Below are 25,068 nucleotides of genomic sequence, written 5' to 3' on the forward strand. Positions count from 1 at the left end.
GACGATGGGCCGCACACGGAACACGCAAGCACCCGCCCGGGCCACGGTGCGCGAATGGACCGGCCTGGCCGTCATCGCGCTGCCGTGCATGCTCTATTCGATGGACCTCACGGTGCTGAACCTGGCGATCCCGGCGATCAGCGAAGACCTGAAGCCCACCGCCTCGCAGCTGCTGTGGATCGTGGACATCTACGGTTTCTTCGTGGCCGGCCTGCTGGTCACCATGGGCACGCTGGGCGACCGCATCGGCCGGCGCCGCCTGCTGCTCATCGGCGCGGCGGCGTTCGGCGTGGCGTCGGTGCTGGCGGCGTTTTCCACCAGCGCCAACATGCTCATCGCCACGCGCGCGCTGCTCGGGGTGGCGGGCGCCACGCTGGCGCCGTCCACGCTCTCGCTGATCCGCAACATGTTCCTCGACCCGGCGCAGCGCACCGTGGCCATCGGCGTGTGGATCTCCAGCTACTCGGCCGGCGCCGTCATCGGCCCGGTGCTGGGCGGCGTGCTGCTGCAGTACTTTGCCTGGGGCTCGGTGTTCCTGATCGGCGTGCCGGTGATGGTGCTGCTGCTGGTGCTCGGGCCGATGCTGCTGCCCGAGTACCGCGACCCCGATGCGGCCCGGCTCGACCTGGCCAGCGTGGCGCTGTCGCTGGGCGCGGTGCTGCCGGTGATCTACGGCGTGAAGCAGATCGCCGAGCACGGGCTGCATCCCGTGCCGCTGCTGTCGATGGTGCTGGGGCTGGTGCTCGGCGCGTTGTTCGTGCGCCGGCAGAAGCGGCTCGCCAACCCGATGATCGACCTGGGCCTGTTCGGCCTGCCGGCTTTCACCGTGTCGCTCGGCGCGTACATGCTGGCCTGCTTCGTGATGTTCGGCATCTTTCTGTACAACGCGCAGTACCTGCAGCTGGTGCTGGGCCTGTCGCCGCTGCATGCGGGCCTGTGGAGCATGCCGAGCGCGGGGGGCTTCATCGCCGGCTCGCTGATGGTGCCGGCGCTGGCGCGGCGCATGCGGCCGGCCTTCGTGATGGGCGGCGGGCTGGCGGTGGCGGCGCTGGGTTTCGGCATGCTGGTGCTGCTGCCCGGGCCGCACGCGCAAGGTGGCCTGGCCTGGATGGTGATGAGCGCGGTGGTTTCCTCGCTCGGCCTGGCGCCGGTGTTCACATTGGCCACCGACCTCGTGGTGGGCAGCGCCCCGCCGGAGCGTGCCGGCGTGGCCTCGGCCATCTCGGAGACGAGTTCGGAATTCGGTGGCGCGCTGGGCATCGCGATCCTCGGGAGCATCGGCGCGGCCATCTACCGCACTGCCATGGCCGACGCGGTGCCGGCCGGCCTCGCGGGCGCGGCCGAGGTGGACGCGGCGCGCAGCACGCTGGGCGGTGCGGTCGCGTTGGCGGCCCAGGTCGGGGGGAGCGCGGGCGCGGAACTGGTGGAAGCAGGGCGCGAGGCCTTGCTGAGCGGGCTGCGCCTCACGTCGGGCATCTGCGCGGCGGTGCTGCTGTTCGTGGGCGCGCTGGTGGCGGTGCGCCTGCGCGGTGCCGGGGCGCAGGCCGCACCTGCTGCAAACCCGGGTGCCGCCGCATTGCCGGAGCGCTGACGAGCCCCCATACTGGGGCTTCCACGACGCGTTTCAACGGAGCCTCCCATGAGCAACGAACTGCGCAAGAAGCTGCACGACCTGGCCGAACTCTGCGAGAACGCACCCGACCCGCAGACCAAGGCCATCATCGAGGCGATCCGGTTGCAGACGGCGGTGCTGAACGAGCGGCTGTTCTCCATCGAGCTGCAGGTGGGCGCCTTGACCAAGCGCCTGGAAAACACGTCCGAAAGTACGACCGGCTGAGGGGCCGCCGCTTTGTAGGGATAATCCCAGCCATGAGCGGCAACACCTTCGGAACACTCTTCGCGGTCACCAATTTCGGCGAGTCGCATGGCCCGGCCATCGGCTGCGTCATCGACGGCTGCCCCCCGGGCATGTCCCTGAGCGAGGCCGACATCCAGGGCGACCTGGACCGTCGCCGCCCCGGCACCAGCCGCCACGTCACCCAGCGCAACGAGCCCGACGCGGTGCAGATCCTTTCCGGCGTCTTCGAAGGCAAGACCACCGGCACCCCCATCGCGCTGCTGATCCAGAACACCGACCAGCGCAGCAAGGACTACGGGCAGATCGCCCAGCAGTTCCGCCCCGGCCACGCCGACTTCACCTACTGGAAGAAGTACGGCATCCGCGACCCGCGCGGCGGCGGGCGCTCCTCGGCGCGGCTGACCGCGCCCATGGTCGCGGCCGGCGCGGTCGCCAAGAAATGGCTGGCCGAAAAGTACGGCATGGTGTTTCGCGGCTGCATGACGCAGATCGGCGAAATCGCCATTCCGTTCGAGAGCTGGGACCACGTTGCGAACAACCCCTTCTTCGCCCCCATCGCCGACGTGAGCGCGCTGGAGGACTACATGGACCGCCTGCGCAAGGCCGGTGATTCGTGCGGCGCGCGCATCCGCGTCACCGCCACCCAGGTGCCCATTGGCCTGGGCGAGCCGCTGTTCGACAAGCTCGACGCCGAGATCGCCTACGCCATGATGGGCATCAACGCGGTGAAGGCAGTGGAAATCGGCGCGGGCTTCGACAGCGTCACCCAGCGCGGCACCACGCACGGCGACTCGATCACGCCCACCGGCTTCGCCACCAACAACGCCGGCGGCATCCTGGGCGGCATCAGCTCGGGCCAGGACCTCGAGGTAAGCATCGCGATCAAGCCGACCAGTTCGATCATCAGCCCGCGCCAGTCCATCGACATCCACAACAACCCCGTCGAGGTGGTCACCAAGGGCCGCCACGACCCTTGCGTGGGCATTCGCGCGACGCCCATCGCCGAGGCGATGCTGGCGCTGGTGGTCATGGAACACGTGATGCGCAACCGCGCGCAGTGCGGCGACGCGCAGCCCGCCGGCGGCGCCGAGCGCACCGAAGCCACGTCGCCCCAGGCGTCCTTCCTGTAGTGTCATCGCCGGCGCCAGTGGCCGCCGGGCGCGGCCACCTGCTGGCGTTCGCTGGCCTGTCGGCCAGCTATTTCGCGCACATCGGGTTCTTCAACCCCTACCTGCCGCTGTGGCTCAAGGACCTGGGGCTGCCGATCTTCACGATCAGCCTGCTGGCCTCGGTGCAATCGATCACGCGGGTGTTCGCGCCCTATGCCTGGGGCGCGCTCAGCGACCACACCGGCCAGCGCGTGAAGCTGCTGCGCTTCAGCGCGGCGGTGGCGCTGGCGAGCTCCTTCGGGCTGTGGTGGCACGGCGGCGCGTGGTGGCTCGCGCTGGTGCTGCTCGTGATGTTCACCCACACCAGCTCGATGATGTCGCTCACCGAGGCGGCCATGGCGCAGCTGGTGGCCGGCGACTGGGGCCGCTACGGGCGCATTCGCTTGTGCGGCTCGGCCGGCTTCCTGCTCACGGTGTTCGTGGCGGGCGAGTGGTTCGAACGCTTCGGCATGAAGCACTTTCCGGCCTGGGCCGCGGGCACGCTGGCCATCGTGCTGGTCGCCACCATGAAGCTGCCCGACGTGCGCGAGCCGCCCGCCGCCCACGGCACGGTGAAGGAGCCCATCGGCCCGGTGCTGCGCAACCCGGTGGTGTGCTGGTTCTTCGCGGCGCTGTTCTTCCAGGTGATGTCGCACTTCTCGGTGTACGCCTTCTTCTCGCTGTACCTCGACTCGATGGGCTACACCAAGAGCACCATCGGTCTCTTGTGGGCGTTGTCGGTGGTGGCCGAGATCGTGTGGTTCTTCCTGCAGGGCCGGCTCATCGGCCTGATGCCGATGCCGCGCTGGATGCTGGTGTGCGGCATCGCCGGCGTGGCACGGCTCGGGCTCACGGCGGGGCTCGGCGGCTGGATCGCGGCGCTCATCGTCGCGCAGTGGCTGCACGCGCTGAGCTTCGCGGCGCACCACACCACCTGCATCGCGGTGGTGTCGCGCCGCTTCCCGGGGCACATGCGCGGCCGCGGGCAGGCGCTGTTCACGGTGATCGGCTACGGCTTCGGCGGCGTGCTCGGCGTGCTGCTCGGCGGCGCGGTGGCGCAGGCCTTCGGCTACCGCACGATGTTCGCCGCGGCGGCGTTGCTCGCGGTGGCGGGCAGCCTGTGCGCGTGGCGCGTGGTGAAGCTGGAACGCGTCGAGCGCATGGCCGCCGCCTGATGGCGGGGCTGCTGCAAAGCAGCTAGGGCCAGGCAGCGAGGGCAAAGCAGCGCAGGCGAAGCTGCGCGAGCGAAGTGTCATGGGCTTTACACGCCCGCGTCACCGCGACTTTCTACGCTGCGCGCTTCGCAACGTTTCGCTCCTTCTTCATGTCCGTTTCCGACGACCCGCGCGGCACAAGCACGCCGCGCACCTCTTCGCAGATTTCTCCGGCCACCGATTCCAACACCGCGTCGACCGTTGCATCGAACGCACCCGCACGCCGGCAGATGCTCAAGCTCGGCGCATCGTTGCTGACCGTCGGCGGCAGCAGCGCCTTGCTGGCCGCCTGCGGCGGCGGTGGCAACGGCACCACGCCCGTGCTGGGCCCGCTGCCTGTCCCGGCGGCGCCTGCGCCGGCACCCGCGCCGGCCGTTGCGGCCAAGATCTCCAGCTTCGCGCTGGCCGTGATGCCCGACACCCAGTTCTACGCGCGCTACGCCACCGCGGCCGAGAGCGACCAGTACGACAACCGCTTCGGCAGCGCGCCCTTCGCCGCGCAGACGAAGTGGATCGCCGCCAACGCCCGCGCGCTGAACATCCCCTTCACCATCCACCTCGGCGACGTGGTCGACCAGGTCGGCAAGCCCGACCAGTGGAAGGTGGCCGATGCCGCCATGAAAGTGCTCGAGGATGCCAAGCTGCCCTACAGCGTGCTGGCCGGCAACCACGACGTGCTGAACGACGTCGACTACGGCGCCGACCCCGTCGGCGGCACCGATGCCGACCGCATCTCCGCCAACGAACCGTACATCCAGTGGTTCGGAGCCGAGCGCGCGAAGAAGCAGGCCACCTTCGGCGGGCGCGACCCGAGCGGCTTTCACGAATACCACGTGTTCGAGGCGCAGGGCCAGAAGTTCATGGTGCTGTCGCTGTCGTGGCGCATCTCCACCGCCGGCATCGCATGGGCGCGCCAGGTCATCGCGCAGAACCCGACGCTGCCCGTGATCCTGTCCAACCACCAGTTGCTGAACATCGACCCCGACGGCACCAGCCCGCTGGAAACCGACTACGGCAAGATGCTCTGGGAGAAGCTGATCCGCGACAACGACCAGATCTTCATGACGCTCAACGGCCACCACCACGGCGCCGCGCACCTCACGAAGACCAACGACTTCGGCCACAAGGTCGAGGAGATGGTGGTCGACTACCAGATGGCCTACCAGGGCGGCAACGGCCTCATGCGCCTGTACGAGTTCGACCTGACGAACAAGCAGATCAAGGTGCTGTCGTTCTCGCCGTGGGTGCCGCAGAAGCCCGCCAACACCCTGAACAGCTTCGACCAGGCCGTGCTCACCACGCCCAACGAGGCCTTCGTCATCGACATGGATTTCGCGCAGCGCTTCGCCGGCTTCAACAAGAGCTTCGGCACCGGCAGCGCCACCATCGACAGCTCGCTGGTCGACCAGGCCCGCGCAATGATCCTCGCCAACTACAAGGACCCGGCCACCATCGAGCAGCGCGCCGCCGCGGACTCCGAGGACTACCCGAAGGTCGCGAACACGCTGGCGCACTGGCGCTTCTTCGGCGGCGCGGTCGACCAGCCCTTGCTGCCGGGCGCGGCGGTGGCCGACGTCACCGGCAACAACCCGCTGCACCGCGACACGCTCGACCAGGGCGGCGTGGCCGGTGCCGCCGACGGCGACATCGTGTGGAGCGACGACCGCCATCACCTGTCGGCCGCGCCGGGCTCGGTGCGCTTCCTGAACACCAACAAGAACACGCCGCGCCTGAGCTACTTCCTCACCGATGCGGCCGCGCCGATCAACGCGCAGACGCTGGGCAGCGGCTACACCGTCGAGGCCTTCGTCAAGATCGACAAGAGCTGGACCAGCGGCAACCAGGCGTGGATGAACATCATGACGCGCGACGGCCGCCGTGGCGACCTGGCCGGCTACACGGGCGGCGACCCCGAAGCCCCGCCCATGCTGTTCGCCATCTCGAGCCTGCGTGAAGTGCAGTGGGAGGTGGTGCCGGAGCAGGCCGGCAACCGCTCGGCCAAGACCAACTGGTCGGGCGAGGTGCTTGCCGACCGCTGGGTGCACATCGCGCTGGTGAACGACCCGGTGTCGCACGACACCACCATGTACGTCGAAGGCGCGCCGGTGCTGCGCAACGCCGCGGCCGTTCCGGGCCTGGCCACGCTTTCGGCCGCCTCGCCATGGGTGGTGGGCGGCGGCTCGTGGAATGGCGACCGCGCCGACGGCTTCTTCGGCAACATCGGCGAGGTGCGTGTGGTGGCGGCGGCGCTGACGCCGGCACAGTGGCTCACGGCGCGCAAACCGGCTTGAGTCTTTCGGCTTCCCGCGCCCATGGCGCGGGAAGCGCATGCCGTCCGATGGCGTTCGGCAGCCGTCGTCAGATGAAGCGGACGCCCAGCGCAACCACCGCTGCCGCGAACAGATGGCCGGGGCCGGTCGGCAAGCCCGGTTCGGCCAGCTTCCTGCGCAGCACACGCAAGCCGAGGGCCAGCGCGAATGTCGTGAGCAGGAACACGCCGTAGACGGTGGGCAGCGCCGACCAGCCGAACCATGCGCCGGCGACGGCGAAAGCCTTGAAGTCGCCGTGGCCCATGGTCTCCTGGCCCGACTTCATGCGCACGACGGTGGAGATGGTCCAGGGCACGAGGTAGCCCGCCGCCGCGCCGATCACCTGCGCCGAAGCCGATCCGGTGTACGCGTGGTAGAGCAGGCCGATCCACATCAACCGGTAGACGATCCAGTCGGGCAGCACCCGGTGCCGCAGGTTGATGACGGTCAGCAGCAACCAACCCAGCAGCAGCACGCAGACGAAAGTGGTTTCGAGCAAGGCGCCGCGCGCCAGCGCCATGCCCACGCACAGCAATGCGCCCGCAACGATCAACGCGATGCGCTGGCTGCGGGGCATGTCGAGGTCTTCGGCCGTGTTGAGCAGCGGCCGGTAGTTCTGATGATCGAAGGCCCAGGCGCGATGCAGTTCGAGCGGTATTCGCCGCGCCCACGGCAGCAGCAGGAACCCGGTGGCAGCCCCGCCGGCAATGGCGTAGCCCACGAGGGGCTCGATGTCGAATGCGTTCATGGTGTGCGGTGGGTTGCGGGCGATGTGGCCGGCGCGATGCGTGTCATTGAACCTTGGGCCGCAGCGCCAGCACCATCTTCGGCGGCACCGTGCCCTGCTCGGTCAGCGGCATGTGGCCGGTCTTCTGGATGGCGCGCAGCGCGGCGGCGTCCCATTCGGGCACGCCGCTGGCCCTGGAGAGCTTCGCGGCGACGATCTTGCCGTCGGCCGCAAGGTCCAGCGTGTACTCGACCAGCGGATTGCCTGGAACATCCTTGCTGAACAGGATGTTGGGTCTCACGGCGGCGGTCACGGTGTCGCCATAGCTCGGCTTGCTCCCCGGCTTCGTCGAAGTGGCCGGCCCCGAGGCGACGTCGCTCAGCAGGAAATTGATCGAGGCCTTGTACCAGGCCGCCACGGCGCGCCCGTTCATGCTCTTCATCGGAGCGACCTGGGCGCCTCGCACGGCGTCGATGGCCGCGGCATCGAGCCGCTCGAATCCGGAGCTTTGCAACACGGTGGCGTCGCTGACCGAGCCCGTGGGCTGGACCATGATCCTGAGCACCACGAGGCCTTGTTCGCCGAGCCGCCTGGACATGGCCGGGTAGGCGACATGAGGCTGCCTGGTGTATTGCGCCACCGGCGGATCGGGTTCGATCGCCGGGCGTTGAGCGCTCGGGGCAGCGGCGCCGGTTTTCCCGTTGAGAGGTGCCTGCAGTGCTGGCAAGCGGCCGGTTGCGTCGTTCGCGCCGGTGTCCGGCAACTCGGAGCGCGATGCAGGCGAAGACTGCGAAGTCGGCAGCTTGCGTATCGCTTGCGCCATCGCCGCCGCCCCCGCGCGGCCTGCTGCGGTACTTGCTGTCGTGGCGCCCTGGTTTGCCTCCCCGGTGACCACGGTCTTCAGCAGAAAGATCAGCACCACCGCCCCGCAGAAGGCCACGAACCACGCCTTCATCTGCGAAGGGGTGATCGAGCCGCTGTGCGCGCTCGCCATCGACGGCTGGTTCTGCGCCGTCGACCGTGCGAGGTCGGCATTGCGTTCGCGCCAATGCTCGATGTTGGCCGTGTCCATCGTCAGCCGCAGCCACGTCGGGTAGGTGTGGGCGGCGTGCATCACCCGTCCCAGGCCCAGCGCCAGGGCTTGCAGCCCGGGGTCGGCGGTGCGGCGCAGCAGCTCGAGGTATTGACGTTGCGTATCGCGATCGGCCGGCGGTTGCTGGGCCTGCGCGTCCTGCTCGACGATGGCGCGGTCAACCACCTGGCCGGCCTGCCCCAGGCGCAGCAGCCTGGCCGAATCGGTGCGCCAATCGAAGACCCCGAGCGCCGCTTCGAACAGGTACTCGTGCCCCGGCCGCCAGCCGCAGGCGAGCAGGTGGGCGATGTTGGCCTCGAAGAGGACGCGCGTGTCCATGTCGAGCAGGCGAGGGTCTTCGAGCGTGGCTTCGAGCAGCGCGGTGGCTTCGCGGACCGTCTGCAGCGGGTCTTCCCGCAGCCGGGTGTCGAGCGCGACCATGAGGTCGCGCACGTTGTCATGGCGCGCCACGGTGCGATCGTCGACGGCGGCCAGCGGCGGCGAAGGGGCGTGTTCGCCGTGCGCTGCGGGTGCGGGGGAGGGGATGGCAACGGGTGCGGGCGCGGGGACGGGCTCGGGCTCGGGCTCGGGCTGCGCAACATCGCCACTCGGCTGCGCGCTCGCCGCCGCCGGAGCAGTCTGGACTTCCTGCGCTGTTTCGGTCTCGCGCGCATGCCGGGCCCAGTACAGCGCCGCTTCGTACGCCTCTCGCAGCCGCTGGAACTGCTGCGCTTGCGTTTCCTGGTCGATCTTCTTCAGTTCGACCGCATAGGCGCGCCGCACCGCGCGCTCGTCGGCGTCCGGGCGCAGCCCGAGTTCGAGCAGGAAGCCGGGGACTTCGGTCATGGTGTCGTCGCTCCCGGCTCAGTCGGCCAGATGGCTGTCGCGTTCGATCTGCTCCAACTGCTCCTGGAACTGGCGGTGCACCGGGGCGATGACACGCTTGTCCTGCGTGGCAAGCGCGCTCTCGAACTCCGAGATGCGCATGCCGAGCCATTCCCGCACGTCACCGCGCAACTGCTGGTAGACGCGCTCCGCGCGCGCCAGCAGTGTGCGGTTCTCCATGCGGTCGCGCGGATGGATCTTGAGTTCGCTCAAGGCCGCCAGGCGCTCCTTGATCTCTGCCTCGCTCAACAGCCCCGGATTGCCTTCGATCAGCAGGCTGAAAGTCTCCTGGGTCTTCTGGACCGTGGCCTCGATCTGCAGCAGGCCGTTGACGTCATAGGTGAAGCGCACGTCGACCGCTGCCTCGGACACCGGTCCGCGCGGCAGCGGCACGTGCAGCGTGCCCAGGTGCACGTTGTCCCGCACCATTCGCGACTCTCCCTGGAACACGTGCAGGTCGACCGAGGTCTGGCTGGCGGAGTTGGGAACGTAGCTCTTGGAGCGACTCACAGGCACCGTGCTGTTGCGCTCGATGATGGGGTCGAAATGCCCGTGGGTGGCGGTGGTCTCGCTGAGCCAGCGGCTCACCGCCACGCCGAGCGAATAGGGCGCGACGTCGGTCATGACCACTTCCTTGAGCGCCGCGTCCCGGGCCTTCAGCCCCGCCTGCACCGCCGCGCCCAGTGCAACGACTTCGTCCGGGTTGAAGTCGATCGACGGGAAGCGCCCGAACATCGTGGTGACCAGCCGCCGGATCGCGGGCATGCGCGTGGCACCCCCCGCGAGCACCACCGCATCGAGCTCGCCGGCACGCAGGTTGGCGTCGCGCAGCGCGCGTTCCACCGGCGTGCGCAGGCGCTTGAGCAAGTGCGCGCACGCCTGTTCGAGCGTGGCTTCGTCGATCTGCAGGCGGTGCTGCGCCGACCCGTGCGCAACGCTGATTTCGGCGCTGGGCTGGGTGCTGACCAGGCGCTTGGCCGCTTCGGCCTGTGCGGCCAGGCGCTGCATGAAGTGGGCATCGGCGCGCAGGCTCGCGGGCAAGCTGTTGCGCTCGAAGAAAAGCGTGATCAGCGATTCGACGAAGTCCTCGCCGCCCAGGAAGTTGTCGCCCGCCGACGCACGCACTTCCATCACGCCCTCGAACATCTCGAGGATCGACACGTCGAAGGTCCCGCCGCCCAGGTCGAACACCAGGAAGCGCGTTTCTGCGCCCAGGTTGTGCAGGCCGTAGGCCAGTGCGGCGGCGGTCGGCTCGTTCAGCAGCCGCTCGACCTTCAGGCCGGCCAGTTCGCCGGCCGCTCGCGTGGCCTTGCGCTGTGCATCGGAAAAATACGCCGGCACCGTGATGACGGCCTCGACGACGGGCTCGCCCAGCATGGCCTCGGCATCCGCCTTCAGCGAGCGCAGCACCAGCGCCGAGAGCTCCTCGGGCCGGAACTCGCGCTTGCCGAGCCGCATCGTCTTGTTGCTGCCCATGTAGCGCTTGAAGACGGCCGCGGTGCGCTCCGGATGGGTTTGCAGCCGCTCTCTCGCGGCCTTGCCCACCAGCACGGAGTCGTCTTCGTCGATGCTGACGCACGACGGCGTCAGATACTCCCCCAGCCCGTTCGGCACCAGAACGGACTTGCCGTCCCGCCACACAGCCACCAGGCTGTTGGTCGTGCCCAGGTCAATGCCTACGATCATTTCTCGCCCCTTTGCGATCCCTCTTTTATGCCCTTGATCCTATGTCAAAGGCATGCATTCCGGGATCGGGCAAGGGGTGAGCCGACGCTACTTTTTATCGCGCTTCGCTGGTTTGACAACAGTGGTCTTGCGGATGCCGTCCTTGGCCGCCTTGCCGGCCTTGGCCGTCTTGCCTTCCTTGCCGCCGCCGTCGCGCTTCTCGAACACCGCAAAGTACTCCGAAGCCAGCTTGCGCAACGAGCGCCCGATGTTCGCGTAGTCGTACTCGTTGAGGTTGGCCAGCGACACGCGCCCCGACGCATGCTTGCCGCCGAAGCCGCGCCCCGGCAGCAGCACGATGCTGGTCTCCTCGGCGATGCGGAACAGCGCCTCGTTCGGCTGGAGCTGGGTCACGATCCATCGGCCGAACTGCTCGCCGTGCATCTGCGTGGCGATCTCCTGCAGGTCGAGCAGGTGGTAGTAGCTCACCGAGTTCGGGTCGGCCTGCAGCGGCAGGCCGAGCTCGCGGTACAGCGCCTCCTTGCGGCGCGCGACGATGCGCTTCATCGACTTCTTGTACGCCTCGGGCTCGTCCATCAGGCAGAACAGCGAGAACATCACCATCTGCGCCTGCACCGGCGTCGACAGGCCCGCCGTGTGGTTCAGCGCGACGGTGCGGCTGTCGGCCACCAGGCGGTCGATGAACTTCAGCTTGCGCGGCTCGGTGGTGATGGAGCTGTAGCGCGCGTCGAGCTCCAGCAGCTTGGCCTCGGGCAGCGCCGCGATCTGGCGGTCGAGGATGTTGTCCTCGTGCGTGGCCACCACGCCCATGCGCCAGCCCGTGGCGCCGAAGTACTTGGAGAACGAATACACCAGGATGGTGTTGCGCGGGCACACCGCGAACAGCGACAGGAAGTTGTCCGCGAAGGTGCCGTACACGTCGTCCGTGAGGATGATGAGGTCGGGCCGCTGCTTCACGATGTCGGCGATGTAGCCCAGCACCTCGTCGCTGATCTTCACCGAGGGCGGGTTGCTCGGGTTGCACAAGAAGAAGGCCTTGACCTTCGGGTCGAGCAGCTTCTGCAGCTCCTTCTTCGTGAACTGCCAGTTGTTCTCGGGCGGCGCGTCGATCAGCGCCTCGATCAATTGGTAGTCGTTGAGGTGCGGGATCTCGATGTACGGCGTGAAGATCGGCATGCCCAGCGCAATGGTGTCGCCGGGCTGCAGCAGGTGGTTCTCGCGCAGGCTGTTGAACAGGTAGGTCATGGCGGCCGTGCCGCCTTCCACCGCATACATGTCGAACTTGCCCACGAAGGGGTGCGTGCCGATCATTTCCTTGTGGATGTACTGGCCCACGATGATCTCGCTCAGGCGCAGCATGCGGTCGGGCACCGGGTAGTTGCAGCCCAGGATGGCCTCGCACATCTCGTAGATGAAGTCGCCCGCCGACAGGCCGAGCTGGTCGCGCACGTACGACACGGCGGCTTCGATGAAGCGCACGCCGGGCTCGCCCTCATGCGACTTGGTGAAGATCTCGAAGCGCGCCTCGATGCCCTCGCGCTGCGGGAAGCCGCCCACCCCGTCCATGTAGATGTAGGAGCGCTCGCTCTCCGTCATGGCGAACAGGCCGAACTGGAAGAAGCCGTGCCGCGGCGTGGTCGCCAGAAAGTTCGGGTTGCCGCGCCCCGCGTTGAGCATCAGGCGGTCGCTCTGTCGGGCCACCTGGATCAGTGCGTCCTTCAGTTCGAAAGGGCTCAGGCCGCCGAGTTTTTTCACGTCGCCGAAATCCATTGGATGCTCCTGGGTTGAAAAAGAGAAAGCAAAAACGAGAACGAAAAGAAGAGGGAAGGACAGCAGTCAACACGCTGCGATGCGGGTTGCACGCACCGCGCGCCGCATTCAGACGAGCGCCACGATCAGCGGGCCGAGCAGCGTGAGGAACACGTTGGCCAGCGCATAGGTGATGGCGAAGGGCACGGTGGGAATGGCGTTCTCGGCCTTGTCGAGCACTTCGCCGAAGGCCGGGTTGGCGCTGCGCGAACCGCTCAGCGCGCCCGCGAAGATGGCCGTGTTGCCGTAGCGCAGCACGTAGCGCCCGAACAGCATGGTCAGCAGCATCGGCACGATGGTCACGACCACGCCCACGCCGAAGATGGTCAGCCCCAGCTGTTTGATGGTCTGCACCGCCTGCAGGCCCGACGACAGGCCCACCACCACCACGAAGCCCGCCAGGCCCAGGTCTTTGAGCAGCTGCACCGCGCTCGGCGGCAGCGCGCCGAAGGTCTGGCGCCTGGCGCGGTACCAGCCGAACAGCAGGCCGGACAGCAGCGCGCCGCCGCCGGCGCCCAGCGTGAGCGGGATGTTGCCGAGCTTCACGCTCAGGAGGCCGACCAGCAGGCCCACCACCAGCCCCGCACCGAGGTAGACGAAGTCCGTCTTCGCGCTCGGCACGATCACGTCGCCGACGATGGCGGCCACGCGCTTCACGTCCTGCTCGGCGCCGAAGATCGACACCAGGTCGCCCGTCTGCACCACGGTGTCGGGGCGCATCGGCAGCACCTGGCCCATGCGGCTGATCTGCACCACGAAGATGCCGTGGCGCACGCCGCCGGCCGTGGCCTGGCGGATCTCGTCGACGGTCTTGCGGTCGAACTGCTTGTTGGTCAGCACGATCTCGCGCTTCTGCATGGTCAGCTCCATGCCCTCGACCGCGTAGACCTCCTTGCCCAGCAGCGGCGCGCTGGCCACCACCGCGTCGCGCCGGCCGACGGCCAGCACGATGTCGCCCTGGCGCAGCTGCAGCTCGGGGCTCACCTCGATGAACTTGCCGTCGCGCTTCACGCGCTCGATGGTGATGGTGGTGGCCGGGTTGGCGTTTTCGATGCCGGCCACCGCGCGCTTGGGGTCGGCCACGAGTTCGTAGATGCGGCCCACCAGCGAGGGCGCCGCTTCTTCCTGGTCGGGCCCCAACACCTTCACGCCGGCCTGCATGGCCGTCTCGGCCGCAATGGCGTCGTCGCGGATGGTGCGGCCCATGAACTTGGGCAGGATGTTGACGCACACGATGATCGCGCCGAATGAGCCGAACACATAGGTCACCGCGTAGCCGATGGCCACGTTGGCCTGCAGCCGCGCGGTCTCGGCCGCCTCGAGCCCGAGCTTGCCGATGGCGTCGCCCGCCGTGCCGATGATGGCCGACTGCGTGAGCCCGCCGGCCGCCACGCCCGCGGCCAGGCCCTTGTCCAGGCCGCACAGCTTGGCCATGATCACCACGGTTGCCAGGCCGGTGATGGCCATCACCGCGGCCAGGACGATCTCCTTGACCGACTGCTTGCCCAGCGAGCTGAAGAACTGCGGTCCGCTCTCGAAGCCCACCGCATAGATGAACAGCGCGAACAGCACCGCCTTCACGCCCGCGTCCACCTGCACGCCCACCTGGCTCACCAGCACCGCCACCAGCAGCGAGCCGGCCACGCCGCCGAGCTGGAACTTGCCGAACTTGATCTTGCCGATCCAGTAGCCCACCGCCAGCGAGAGAAAGAGCGCCATCTCCGGCGATTTCTTGAAGAGTTCGTGCAGCCATTCCATGGGTCGAGGTCCTTTCAGGTTCAGCTTGCTTGCAGATTCATTTCGCGCCGTGCGCCACCAGCCCGGCCAGCGCCACGATGAGCGGGCCCATCAGCGGCAGCACCACGTTCGAGATGGCATAGGTGATCGTGTAGCCCAGCAGCGGCGTGGCGTTGCCCGCGGCGTTCTGCACCGCGCTGAGTGCGGGCGTGCTGCATTGCTGGCCCGCGATGGCCCCCAGCAGCACGGGAGCCTCCAGCTTGAGCAGCCGGTGCCCCACGAACAGCGAAATGGTCGCCGGCACCACCGCGATGGCCACGCCCACCAGCGGCAGGGCAATGCCGAATTTCTTGATGAGCGACAGCGCCTGCGGGCCCGAGGCCAGCCCCACGCACGCAATGAAGGTGGCCAGGCCCAGGTCCTTCATGAGCGCGAGCGCCTCGGGCGGCACGCTCAGGCGGTGCGGGTTCTTCGACTGGTACCAGCCGAAGAGCAGCCCCGTGACCAGCGCGCCGCCGCCGGTGCCCAGCGAGAATGGAATGCCGCCGAGCTTCACGCTGAAGCTGCCGATGAACACGCCCAGCAGGATGCCCGCCGCCGCGTAGCTGATGTTGCTGTGCGTGGAGGCCACCACGCGGTCGCCGATGAGCGGCAGCGCGCGGGCCACGTCGAGCACCGGGCCGTAGAGCTTGAGCACGTCGCCGCGCTGCAGCGTCATGTCGTGCAGCAGCGGCATGGGGTTGCCGTCGCGCGCCAGGCCCACGATCTGCACGCCGGGGGGCAGCGGCGTGCCAAGGTCGTGCAGCTCGTGCAGTTCGTACAGCTTGCGGTTGAACCACTCGCGCCGGTTGACCACCACCTCGGTGGTCTCGACCACGGCATCGAAGGCGCTGGTGTTGGCGAACTCGCGGCCCAGCAACTCGGCCACGTTCACCAGCACGCTGCGCCGCCCGATGGCCAGCACCTCGTCGAAGGCCTGCAGCCGCAACGTGGGTGCCACGGCCAGGCTCTGCCCGCGCCGCATCACCCGCTCGATGCTGGCGTGGCCGCCGAAGATCGCGGTGAGTTCGCCCACCGTGCGGCCCCGGCCCACCGTGACCAGGAACACGCGCCCGACCATCTCGGGCGTGGCGCTGGCCGCGTCCAGCGATTCGCCGCCGCCGCCCATCGTCTTCCAGAGCCGGTCGGCCTCCGCGCGCAGGTCGACGCGCAACAGCAGCGGAAACACCTGGCTGGTGACGATGACGATCGCGATCAGCCCGAACACGTAGGTGATCGAGTAGGCCGTGACCACGTTGGCCTGCAATTGCCGGATGTCCGCCAGCGGCAGCGCGAGCTTGGAAATGGCGTCGGTCGCCGTGCCCACCACCGCCGATTCGGTGGCCGCGCCGGCCATCAGGCCCGCCGCCGTGCCCTGGTCGAGCGAAAGAAAAACAGTGGCGGCCAGCACCAATGCCAGCACCACCACCACTTCCACCAGGCAAAGCAGGCCGAGCCGCAATCCCTTGGCGTCGAGGTTGGCAAAGAATTGCGGGCCGCCGGCATAGCCGAGCGCGAAGATGAAAAGCATGAAGAAAACGTTCTTCACGCTGTCGTCCAGGCGGATGCCGAGCTGGCCGACGAACAGCGCGGCAATCAGCGTGCCGCAGATGCCGCCGAGCTGCACCGGCCCGAAGCGGATCTGCCCCACCGCATAGCCGACCGCCAGCACGAGGAACAGTGCAATTTCGGGCTGGCGCCCCAGGACTTCGGCTATCGCTGAGATCACCAGGCCATTTCCTCCGCTGCGCGGTTGTTGTTGCTTATTTCTTCTTAATTAGAGAGAACTTTTTTCTAAGCTGCTCGATTTCCAATTATTCGAATTGTTTCTTACGATAAATCAACATTTAAAATAATTGTGAAAACATGCAAAGGGAGGTGGGCATGAAGCTCATTTTGCAAACGATATTCGTATTGAATCAATTTCAATTAGGCGGTTTGTCTTATAGGCAGGCGCTGGTTCCGCAATGAACCGCCGCGTCACCATCCAGACGCCGCTGGGCGAGGCGTTGCAGTTTCGCCAGCTGGTGGGCCGTGAAGCGCTCAGCCAGCTCTACGCGTTCGACATCGAACTGCTGGGCAACAGCAACGCGCTCGACCCCAAGGCGCTGCTGGGCAAGGCCGCGACCGTGGCGGTGGAAACCGAAGGCGGCGTGCGCCACCTGGGCGGCATTGCCACGCGCTTCGGGCTGCAGCAGGAAGACGCGCGCCACTCGTTCTACCGGCTGCGCTTGCGCCCCTGGCTGTGGCTGGCCACGCGGCGCAGCGACTTCCGCATATTCCAGGCGAAGAGCGTGCCCGACATCCTCACGGAGGTGCTCGCCACCTATGGCTACCCCGTGGAGAAGAAGCTCACGCGCGCCGACTACCGCCGCTGGGACTACTGCGTGCAGTACCACGAGAGCGACTTCGATTTCGTCGCGCGGCTGTGCGAGCTCGAGGGCATCTACTTCTACTTCCGGCACGAGGCCGCGCAGCACGTGCTGGTGTTCGCCGACGACATCGCCGGTTCGCACAGCCCGCTGCCGGGCGGCGAAGAGGTGCGCTACCACCCGCTGGAGAAGTCGGGCATGGCCGGCGGCCCCGGCCAGCGCGAGCGCATCTACGCGTGGGAGACCGCGGAGGACGTGCGCCCGGGCCATCACTACAACGACGACTACGACTTCGAGAAGCCCAAGGCCGAACTCTCGCACCTGCGGCAGATGCCGCCGGGGCACGACCACGACAGCCACGAGCAGTACGAATGGCCCGGCGGCTTCACGCAGCACGGCGACGGCGAGACCTATGCGCGCATCCGCAACGAAGAGCAGTTGAGCCAGCGCAGCCGCGTCACCGGCCGCTCGAACCTGCGCGAGCTGGCCACCGGCCACACGCTGCGCCTGACCGGCCATCCGCGCGCCGACCAGAACCAGCAGTACCTGCTGGTGGGCGTGAGCTACCACCTGCAGGAGACCCTGCAGGCCAGCGAAGGCAAGGAAGGCACCGAGGGCTCGGTGCAGCGCTTCGCCTTCGACGCGCAGGCCACCAGCTACCCCTGGCGCCCCGCGCGCACCACGGCCAGGCCGCGCACGCGCGGGCCGCAGACGGCGATGGTGGTGGGGCCGCAGGGCGAGCAGATCTGGACCGACCAGTACGGCCGCATCAAGGTGCAGTTTCACTGGGACCGGCTGGGGCAGGACAACGAGAACTCCAGCTGCTGGGTGCGCGTGTCGACCGCGTGGGCGGGCTCGACCTTCGGCATGACGTCGGTGCCGCGCATCGGCATGGAGGTGATCGTCGACTTTCTCAACGGCGACCCCGACTACCCGATCGTCACGGGCTGCGTGCACAACGCCGACACCATGCCGGCCTGGGAGCTGCCGGGGCAGAAGCACCTGTCGGGCATCCGGAGCCGCGAGCTCGGCGGCGGGCGCAGCAACCACCTGGTGCTGGACGACACGCAAGGCAAGATCCAGGCGCAGCTGCGCAGCGACCACCAGGCCAGCCAGCTGAGCGTGGGCCACATCGGGCGCATCGAGGACACCGCGGGGCGCCAGGAGCCGCGCGGCCAGGGCTTCGAGCTGCGCACCGACGGCCACGGCGCGCTGCGCGCCGCCAAGGGCCTGCTGGTGACCACCGAGCCGCGCGCCAACGCGCAGGCGCACACCACCGACATGGGCGAGACGGTGGCGCGGCTCACGCAGGCCAGGGACCTGCACGAAGGCCTGAGCGAAGCGGCGCAGGAAGCCAAGGCGCACGAAGCGGGCGACCAGGACGAAGTCACGCAAGGCCTGAAGGAGCAGAACGACGCCATCAAGGGCCAGGGCGGCGGCAACAGCGCGCAGGGCGAGTTCCCGGAGCTCCAGGAGCCGCACCTGGTGCTGGCGAGCAAGGCGGGCATCCAGAGCACCGCGCAGGGCTCCACGCACATTGCGAGCAACGAGCACAACGCGGTCACCAGCGGCGGCCACACCAGCGTGAGCGCGGGCAAGAGCTTCCTGGTGAGCGCGAAGAACGCGGTGCGGATGTTCGCGCACAAGGCCGGCATGAAGCTGGTGGCGGCGAGCGCCGACATCGACATCTCGGCGCTGAAGGACAGCGTGAACGTGCTGGCCAAGCTCAACATCACGCAGACGGCCAACAAGATCACCATCAGCGCGAAAGAAGAGGTGGTGATCAACGGCGGCTCCAGCTACAGCCGCTGGAATTCGGGCGGCATCGAGCACGGCACCTCGGGCACCTGGCGCGAGCATGCGTCGGTGCACAGCCTGGTCGGTCCGGCCAGCGAGGGCAAGCCGTCGCTGCCCAACCCCACGCCGCTGCCGCGCGGCCAGCTCGACCTGTACCACCAGTACATCAAGCAGACCGGCGAGAAGCGCCAGGGCGTGGCGCAGGGCGACTACACCGTGGTCGACTCCGAAGGCGGCACGCACGCCGGCACGCTCGACCGCAACGGCTTCGCCAGCGTGGCGGGCCTGCCCATCGGCACGGCCAAGGTCACCTTCGGCAAGGACCCGCGCGACCCGTGGGACGAAGGCAGCTACTTCGGCACGCCGGACGAGTGGAAGGCCAAGGGTGCGACCGTGGGCGGGGGTGGCGAGAGCGGCAGCGGCGTCTCAGGCATCGGCGCCGAGGGTGGCATGGGCAGCGCGCTGGGCGCCGTCGGCACGGGCGCCATGAACGGCGCTCAGGGCCTGCTCGCGGGCGGCGGCAACGCGCTCGGCGCGGCCGGTGCGCTGGCCGGCGTCGCCGGCCTGAGCAGCAAGGCCGCCGGCGCGATCGGCCAGGTGACGCAGGCCGCCGGCGTGGCGCAGCAGGCGGTGAGCGCCGCGCAGGCCGTTCAGCAGGGCGGCGCCAAGGCGCTGCTCGGCCAGGCCAGCCAGGCGGCGAGCGGCATGGCGATACAGGCCGCGGGCGCGAAGCTGGGGCCGATGGGGGTGCCGATCACCGGCGTGATGAGCGGTGCGGTGAATGGCGGGATGAATGGCGTGGTGAACGGTGCAGTGAACGGCGCCGTCAATGGCGCGGTGGGTGGCGCCGCAGGCGCCCTGAAGCCGGGTGTGTCCACGGTGGCCGGCAACGCGCTGCCGGCCGGGCGCACGCCGGGCTTCATGGGTTGAGCGGCCGATGTCTTCGCAAGTCATCATCCTCGCGCACGACCTCTGGCGCAAAGGCGCCGGCGGCGCGCCGGCCGGGCTGGCGGGGCAGGCCGACAGCTTCGCCTACGCCGGCCTGGACCTCGGCCTGGCGCAGTTCGCGGGCTCGAGCTTCAACGGCAGCAGCTTCACCGCCGTCAATTTCAAGCAGGCCGGCTGGAGCGCGTGCCGGTTCACGGGCTGCAGCTTCACGCAGTGCGACTTCGAAGCCATGGCCATCACCGGCTGCACCTTCGTCGACTGCAGCTTCGCGCAATCGAACTTCGACCGCAGCCAGCTGAGCCACACGAGTTTTCGCCAGTGCCACTGGGACAGCTTGAGCTTCGCGCGCGGGCAGTGGTCGAGCGTGGAGGTGCTGGACTGCAGCGGCACGGTGGTCACGGGGGAGGGGCTGCAGGGCCATTGCGTGGATTTCACCGGAAGCACCTTCGAGCGGCTCGAGTTCCGCAACGCACAGATCAACTGAACCGACCGAATCGTTTGAATCGACTGGACGAGACCCGCCGAACGGCGGGCTGAATTCGCAGAGACCGCGCAGCAGCGCAAGAAAGACCTACAAGAATGTCAGGGACGCAAGGACCGCCGCAACAGCCGGCACCGGCCGCGGAGGAGCGCGAACCGCAGACGGCGGTGGCGCCGTTGAACACCATCGTGAAGGAAGACGTCGCCGCCGCGAGCAAGGCGGTGGACGACTGGCTGCGCTCCTTCTCGGGTGGCTATGTCACGCTGGAGCGGCTGACGATGGTGCTGGGCAGCATCCCCATCGTCGGCAACATCATGGCGCTGGTGGATGTGTTCCTGGACATCATCAACATCGTCGAGAAGAAGGCGAAGGACGGCATCGAGACCTTCCTGCTGTGGGTGAGCCTGGGCATCAACCTGATCGGGCTGATCCCGTTGCCGCCGAGCATGGCGGCGGCGCGCATGAGCCTGAGGCCCACGCTGCACCTGGTGAAGCAGGAGCTGAGAAACGCCGCCTCCAACCTCGGCGAGGCCGTCGTCACCATCCTGGTGGGGCACCTGAACGCGACCATTGCCGGCGAGCTCGAGACCTTCATCGACGGCGCCATCGCGAAGCTCGGCGAGATGCTGCAGAGCTGCGCCAAGCTGGCCGACGACGTGGTCGACAACCTGGTCGACGTGCTGCGGCGCGTGCTGGGCCAGAAGGACATGTTCGACACCGGCACCCCCGCCGCCGCCGAGACCAACGTGCACGACCCCAAGACCCAGAGCACCTGGAGCCGGCTCTGGGGCAGCGCCGTGAAGTACACCAAGGAGTCGGCCAACTACGTGGCCAAGGCCGCGTCGAACCGGCTGCCGCCGAGCCTGGCGGGCCGCGTCAACGAGGTGATCGAGAGCCTGCTGAACTTCAAGGTCTCGTTCCGCGCCACGCTCGGGCGGCTCGCGAGCCAGGAAGAGCAGGCCAGCATCCGGTGGCTGCTGAACAAGCTGAAGGCGGCGCTGCTGCGCAAGAAGGGCCAGCGCGGCGCCATCGTGCCGCCGAGCACCGGCGCGGTGGCCGACAAGGACAAGCCGGGCGCCCAGCTCGAGCACATCAACAAGCAGGCGCCGGCGCAGAACACGGCCGGCTGCAAGAACTGCCCGGCGCCCGCGCGTGTGGGCGGCTCCATCAGCCTGGCAACGGGTTGCGAGAGCTTCATGCACCTGGACTTCGTGCTGGCGGCGCCGTTGCCCATCGAGTGGGCGCGCAGCTACAGCAGCCAGCTCGACGCGTACGACCGCGGCAGCCTCGGTGCACGCTGGATCACGCCCTACAGCGCGCGCGTGGACATCGTCACGCCGGCCAAGGGCGCACGCCAGGGCCAGCCGAGCCTGGTCTACCGCGCGGGCGACGGCCGCGAACATGCGTACCCCGTGCTGGCCGTGGGCCAGGTCTGGCGCGACGCCATCGAGGCGGTGACGCTCACCCGCCTGAGCGAGACCCTGCTGGCGCTGGACTTCGGCAAGCCGCTGCCCGCTGGCGAGCAGGCCGACTGGCGCGAGGTCTACGAGCGGGTCGAAGGCCGGCCGCACTACCGGCTCGTGGCCCAGCAGGCCAGGGACGGCATGAGCATCGGCCTGCGCTACGACCACGTGATCGCCTCGACCGGCGAGCAGGTGCTGAGCGACGTGATCAGCAAGCAGGGCGAGCTGACCGTCGCGCACGTGGGCACGCTGCCCGATGCGCAGACCGGCCTGATCAAGTCGCTGTGGGAGCTGAAGGACGGGCAGGTGGTGCGCCAACTCGCCGCCTACACGCACGACGCAGAGCGCGACCTCGTGGCCGCGCAGGACGAAGACGGCGCGAGCTGGAGCTACACCTACGCGCACCACCTCGTCACGCGCTACACCGACCGCACCGGCCGCGGCATGAACCTGCAGTACGACGGCACGGGCGCCAATGCGAAGGCCGTGCGCGAGTGGTCGGACGACGGCAGCTTCGCGCTCACGCTGGAGTGGGACCGCAACATTCGCCTGACCTACGTGACCGACGCGCTGGGCGGGGAGACCTGGTTCTACTACGACATCCAGGGCTACACCTACCGCGTCATTCACCCGGACAAGCTGCAGGAATGGTTCTTCCGCGACGACGCGAAGAACCTCACCCGCCACGTGCATGCGGACGGCAGCACCGACGACTACAGCTACGACGCCGACGGCAACCTGCAGATGCACACGCGCGCCGACGGCAGCCGCGTGCATTTCGAGTACGACAGGCTGAACCGCATGACGGGCCTGCGCGACGCCGAAGGCAACATCTGGAAGCGCGACCACGACGCGCAGGGCCACGTCACCGAAGAGACCGACCCGCTGGGTCACAAGACCGAATATGCGTACGACAAGGCCGGCCGGCCCGTGTGCATCACCGATGCCAAGGGCGGCACGAAGCTGCTCAGCTACACGCCCGCCGGCCAGCTCGCCAGCTACACCGACTGCTCGGGCAAGACCAGCCGCTGGGCGTACGACAGCCGCGGCCGGCTGACCAAGACCATCGATGCCGCGGGGCAGGCCACGCGCTACCGCTACACCCCCACGGGCGAGGCTGCCTCGGGCAACGAAGCCAATCACCCGGGCCGGCTCGAAGAGGTCTCGCTGCCCGACCAGACCCGTGAACACTTCGCGCACGACGCCGAAGGGCGCCTGCTCGCCCACACCGATGCTTTGGGCCGGCGCACCCGCTACAGCTACAACCGCGCCGGCCTGGTGGCCGGCCGCACCGACGCCGCGGGCCGGACGCTGGGCTACCACTGGGACTTGCTGGGCCGACTGAGCGAACTGCGCAACGAGAACGGCAGCCGCTACAACTTCCGCTACGACCCGGCGGGCCGGCTGCTGGAAGAAACCGGCTTCGACAGGCAAAGCAGGCAATACCTCTACGAGGAGGCCTCCGGCGCGCTGGCGCAGGTCGTGGAGGCCGGCGGGCACACCACGGTCTTTCACTTCGACCCCATGGGGCGGCTCGTCGAGCGCAATGCCGGCCAGGGGCAGGCCGAGCGTTTCGCCTTCGATCGCAACGGCCGGTTGATAGCAGCCGCCAACGGCGACGCCAAGCTGCAGTGGTTCTACGACCCCGCGGGCAACCTCACGCGCGAGCACCAGCACCACCTGGCCCGTTCGCAAACGGCCGTGTGGCAGCACCGCTACGACGAGCTCAACCGGCGCATTGCCACCGTGCGCCCCGACGGCCACGTGACCCAGTGGCTCACCTACGGCTCGGGCCACGTGCACGGACTGCTCGTCGACGGACAGGACATCCTGGGCTTCGAGCGCGACGATCTTCATCGCGAGGTCGGCCGCGCGCAGGGCAACGGGCTGGACCAGCGCCTGCGCTACGACCCTGTCGGCAGGCTGCTGGAGCAGCACATCTCGCACGCCAAGGCGGGTACTGCCGGGGCGGCCAGGACAGCCGGTACGGCCGATGCGCTGAGCCTTCGCCGCAACTACGGCTACGACAAGGCCGGCCAGCTGACCGCCATCGGCGACACCCGGCGCGGCAACCTGAGCTACCGCTACGACCCCGTCGGCCGCCTGCTCGAAGCCAACGGCCGCCTGGGCCGCGAGACCTTCGCCTTCGATCCCGCGGGCAACATCGCCGACGCAACCGGCAACGACAGCCGCTCGGGCCTACATGCCGTGAACCGGCTGCTCGACAACCTGCTGAAGGAATACGCGGGCACCACCTACCGCTACGACCAGCGCGGGAACATGACCGAGCGCGTGAGGAACGGAAAGAAGACCGCGTTCGAGTGGGACGGCTTCAACCGCATGGCCGCCGCCACCAGCGAAGAGGGCAGCACCCGCTTCAGCTACGACCCGCTGGGGCGGCGCATTGCCAAGCGCTCGCGCGACGCCATGACGCTGTTCGGCTGGGACGGCGACACGCTCGCGTTCGAGAGCACGCAGAGCATGGCGGGCGACAGCGAGCGGCAAGGCCGCGGCTCGAGCGTCCACTACATCCACGAGCCCGATTCGTTCGTGCCGCTGGTGCAGATCAGGCAGGCCAAAGCCATTGCGCTGAGCGCGAGCACCGACGTGAAGGCGCTGATGGAAGCCAACGGCGGGCGGTACGACATCGCGCAAGACCCGCTGTGGAACGGCGAGCAACTGCCCGCGCCGGCCGGCTTCGCGAAGGAAGAGATTGCCTTCTACCAGTGCGACCACATCGGCACGCCGCAGGAACTGACGGACCACAACGGCCAGGTGGCCTGGTCGGCGCAGTACAAGGCGTGGGGCGAGGCGAAGGAGGTCATCAGCGAGGCCGGAAGAAGGGCCGGCTTTGCCAACCCGATCCGCTTCCAGGGCCAGTACCTGGACGACGAGACGGGGCTGCACTACAACCGGCATCGCTACTACGACCCGCAGGCCGGCCGCTTCGTCAGCAGCGACCCGCTGGGCCTGGGCGGGGGCATCAACACGCACGCGTACGTGCCCAACCCCGTGGCGTGGGTCGACCCGCTGGGCCTGCAGGCCGCGCCGGCGTGCAAGAAGCCCAAGAGCGGACGCTTTGCCACGTCGGACGGCGCGGCCAAGGCGGCGGTGATGCGCTACAACGACAAGTCCATCCGCGACAACGTGGAGTACGGGGGACTGGTCTACAGGACGCCCGACGGCAAGTACGACTACACCAAGGCGACCCGGGGCGAGAAGGACACCGTCAATCCCTGGGATCCGTCGTCCCCGAGCATTCCGAAGTGCGCGCAGGAAGTGGCCTATTGGCACACCCACGGCGACCACTCCGACCGGAACGGAAACCGCACCACGCGGGCCAAGGACTACTACGCGAGCAACGACTTCTCTCCGGAAGACAAGACGGCCGCCAAGACAGGAATGAAACATGATGATCCCGACTACCGGGCCTATCTCGGCACGCCGAGCGACGGCTACAAGGGCTACAGCCCGCAGACCAATCAAACCTACAGGCTCTAGGGGCCTGATCATTGCCATAGCG

The 25,068-nt window shown here is 68.3% G+C and carries 14 protein-coding genes; 8 read left to right on the forward strand and 6 right to left on the reverse strand.

Annotated elements, in window-relative coordinates; genetic code table 11:
* The first annotated feature begins 4 nt into the window (after window positions 1–4).
* The 5 genes from BM013_RS29685 to BM013_RS29710 all read left to right on the forward strand — a co-directional run bounded on the left by BM013_RS29685 (window position 5) and on the right by BM013_RS29710 (window position 6,511).
* Complete coding sequence (locus BM013_RS29685) at window positions 5–1,591, forward strand: MFS transporter (protein WP_093131787.1); 1,587 nt, start codon at window positions 5–7, stop codon at window positions 1,589–1,591.
* A 48-nt stretch (window positions 1,592–1,639) separates the two neighbouring features.
* Entirely contained in the window at window positions 1,640–1,837 is a 198-nt protein-coding gene (locus BM013_RS29690) for a hypothetical protein (RefSeq protein ID WP_093131788.1), read from the forward strand.
* A gap of 32 nt (window positions 1,838–1,869) precedes the next feature.
* The gene (gene aroC, locus BM013_RS29695; RefSeq protein ID WP_093131790.1) at window positions 1,870–2,988 is read left to right on the forward strand and encodes a chorismate synthase; all 1,119 of its coding nucleotides are present in this window, start codon (window positions 1,870–1,872) and stop codon (window positions 2,986–2,988) included.
* On the forward strand, window positions 2,988–4,181 hold the full coding sequence (locus BM013_RS29700) for an MFS transporter (protein WP_093131792.1): 1,194 nt from the start codon (window positions 2,988–2,990) through the stop codon (window positions 4,179–4,181). The genes aroC and BM013_RS29700 overlap by 1 nt, the downstream gene beginning before the upstream one ends.
* A gap of 149 nt (window positions 4,182–4,330) precedes the next feature.
* On the forward strand, window positions 4,331–6,511 hold the full coding sequence (locus tag BM013_RS29710) for a LamG-like jellyroll fold domain-containing protein (protein WP_256221771.1): 2,181 nt from the start codon (window positions 4,331–4,333) through the stop codon (window positions 6,509–6,511).
* Between the two features lie 67 nt (window positions 6,512–6,578).
* Here the strand turns inward: BM013_RS29710 and BM013_RS29715 are convergent, their stop codons facing one another.
* From BM013_RS29715 to aspT (BM013_RS29740), 6 genes are all read right to left on the reverse strand, one after another.
* Complete coding sequence (locus tag BM013_RS29715) at window positions 6,579–7,277, reverse strand: prepilin peptidase (protein WP_093131796.1); 699 nt, start codon at window positions 7,275–7,277, stop codon at window positions 6,579–6,581.
* Window positions 7,278–7,320: 43 nt separating this feature from the next.
* Window positions 7,321–9,174, reverse strand: a complete 1,854-nt coding sequence (locus BM013_RS29720; protein WP_093131798.1) for a TonB family protein — start codon at window positions 9,172–9,174, stop codon at window positions 7,321–7,323.
* Between the two features lie 18 nt (window positions 9,175–9,192).
* Window positions 9,193–10,899, reverse strand: coding sequence for an Hsp70 family protein (locus BM013_RS29725; RefSeq protein WP_093131800.1), 1,707 nt, complete (start codon window positions 10,897–10,899; stop codon window positions 9,193–9,195).
* 87 nt (window positions 10,900–10,986) lie between these two features.
* Window positions 10,987–12,669: a bifunctional aspartate transaminase/aspartate 4-decarboxylase gene (locus BM013_RS29730; RefSeq protein WP_093131802.1), complete on the reverse strand. Its 1,683-nt coding sequence runs from the start codon at window positions 12,667–12,669 to the stop codon at window positions 10,987–10,989.
* A 108-nt stretch (window positions 12,670–12,777) separates the two neighbouring features.
* A complete protein-coding gene (gene aspT / locus BM013_RS29735; RefSeq protein ID WP_093131804.1) occupies window positions 12,778–14,466 on the reverse strand; it encodes an aspartate-alanine antiporter in 1,689 nt (562 codons plus the stop codon).
* Window positions 14,467–14,503: 37 nt separating this feature from the next.
* Window positions 14,504–16,213 carry an aspartate-alanine antiporter gene (gene aspT, locus BM013_RS29740; protein ID WP_093131806.1) on the reverse strand — a complete coding sequence of 570 codons (1,710 nt, stop codon included), beginning with the start codon at window positions 16,211–16,213 and terminating at the stop codon, window positions 14,504–14,506.
* 238 nt (window positions 16,214–16,451) lie between these two features.
* Here aspT (BM013_RS29740) and BM013_RS29745 point away from each other — a divergent pair, with 238 nt between their 5' ends.
* The 3 genes from BM013_RS29745 to BM013_RS29755 all read left to right on the forward strand — a co-directional run bounded on the left by BM013_RS29745 (window position 16,452) and on the right by BM013_RS29755 (window position 25,046).
* Entirely contained in the window at window positions 16,452–19,583 is a 3,132-nt protein-coding gene (locus BM013_RS29745; RefSeq protein WP_093131808.1) for a type VI secretion system Vgr family protein, read from the forward strand.
* 7 nt (window positions 19,584–19,590) lie between these two features.
* Window positions 19,591–20,085 carry a pentapeptide repeat-containing protein gene (locus tag BM013_RS29750; RefSeq protein WP_093131809.1) on the forward strand — a complete coding sequence of 165 codons (495 nt, stop codon included), beginning with the start codon at window positions 19,591–19,593 and terminating at the stop codon, window positions 20,083–20,085.
* 95 nt (window positions 20,086–20,180) lie between these two features.
* A complete protein-coding gene (locus BM013_RS29755) occupies window positions 20,181–25,046 on the forward strand; it encodes an RHS repeat-associated core domain-containing protein (RefSeq protein WP_093131811.1) in 4,866 nt (1,621 codons plus the stop codon).
* Window positions 25,047–25,068 lie beyond the last annotated feature (22 nt).

Origin of the sequence: Variovorax sp. OK605 (assembly GCF_900115445.1) — a bacterium.
Taxonomy (GTDB): Bacteria; Pseudomonadota; Gammaproteobacteria; order Burkholderiales; family Burkholderiaceae_C; genus Variovorax.

What these genes read in the sequence shown, in the direction of transcription:
- BM013_RS29685 (WP_093131787.1), top strand. Translation starts at nt 5, where the DNA reads ATGGGCCGCACACGGAACACGCAAGCACCCGCCCGGGCCACGGTGCGC.
- BM013_RS29690 (WP_093131788.1), top strand. Translation starts at nt 1,640, where the DNA reads ATGAGCAACGAACTGCGCAAGAAGCTGCACGACCTGGCCGAACTCTGC.
- aroC (WP_093131790.1), top strand. Translation starts at nt 1,870, where the DNA reads ATGAGCGGCAACACCTTCGGAACACTCTTCGCGGTCACCAATTTCGGC.
- BM013_RS29710 (WP_256221771.1), top strand. Translation starts at nt 4,331, where the DNA reads ATGTCCGTTTCCGACGACCCGCGCGGCACAAGCACGCCGCGCACCTCT.
- BM013_RS29715 (WP_093131796.1), bottom strand. Translation starts at nt 7,277, where the DNA reads ATGAACGCATTCGACATCGAGCCCCTCGTGGGCTACGCCATTGCCGGC.
- BM013_RS29720 (WP_093131798.1), bottom strand. Translation starts at nt 9,174, where the DNA reads ATGACCGAAGTCCCCGGCTTCCTGCTCGAACTCGGGCTGCGCCCGGAC.
- BM013_RS29725 (WP_093131800.1), bottom strand. Translation starts at nt 10,899, where the DNA reads ATGATCGTAGGCATTGACCTGGGCACGACCAACAGCCTGGTGGCTGTG.
- BM013_RS29730 (WP_093131802.1), bottom strand. Translation starts at nt 12,669, where the DNA reads ATGGATTTCGGCGACGTGAAAAAACTCGGCGGCCTGAGCCCTTTCGAA.
- aspT (WP_093131804.1), bottom strand. Translation starts at nt 14,466, where the DNA reads ATGGAATGGCTGCACGAACTCTTCAAGAAATCGCCGGAGATGGCGCTC.
- BM013_RS29745 (WP_093131808.1), top strand. Translation starts at nt 16,452, where the DNA reads ATGAACCGCCGCGTCACCATCCAGACGCCGCTGGGCGAGGCGTTGCAG.
- BM013_RS29750 (WP_093131809.1), top strand. Translation starts at nt 19,591, where the DNA reads ATGTCTTCGCAAGTCATCATCCTCGCGCACGACCTCTGGCGCAAAGGC.
- BM013_RS29755 (WP_093131811.1), top strand. Translation starts at nt 20,181, where the DNA reads ATGTCAGGGACGCAAGGACCGCCGCAACAGCCGGCACCGGCCGCGGAG.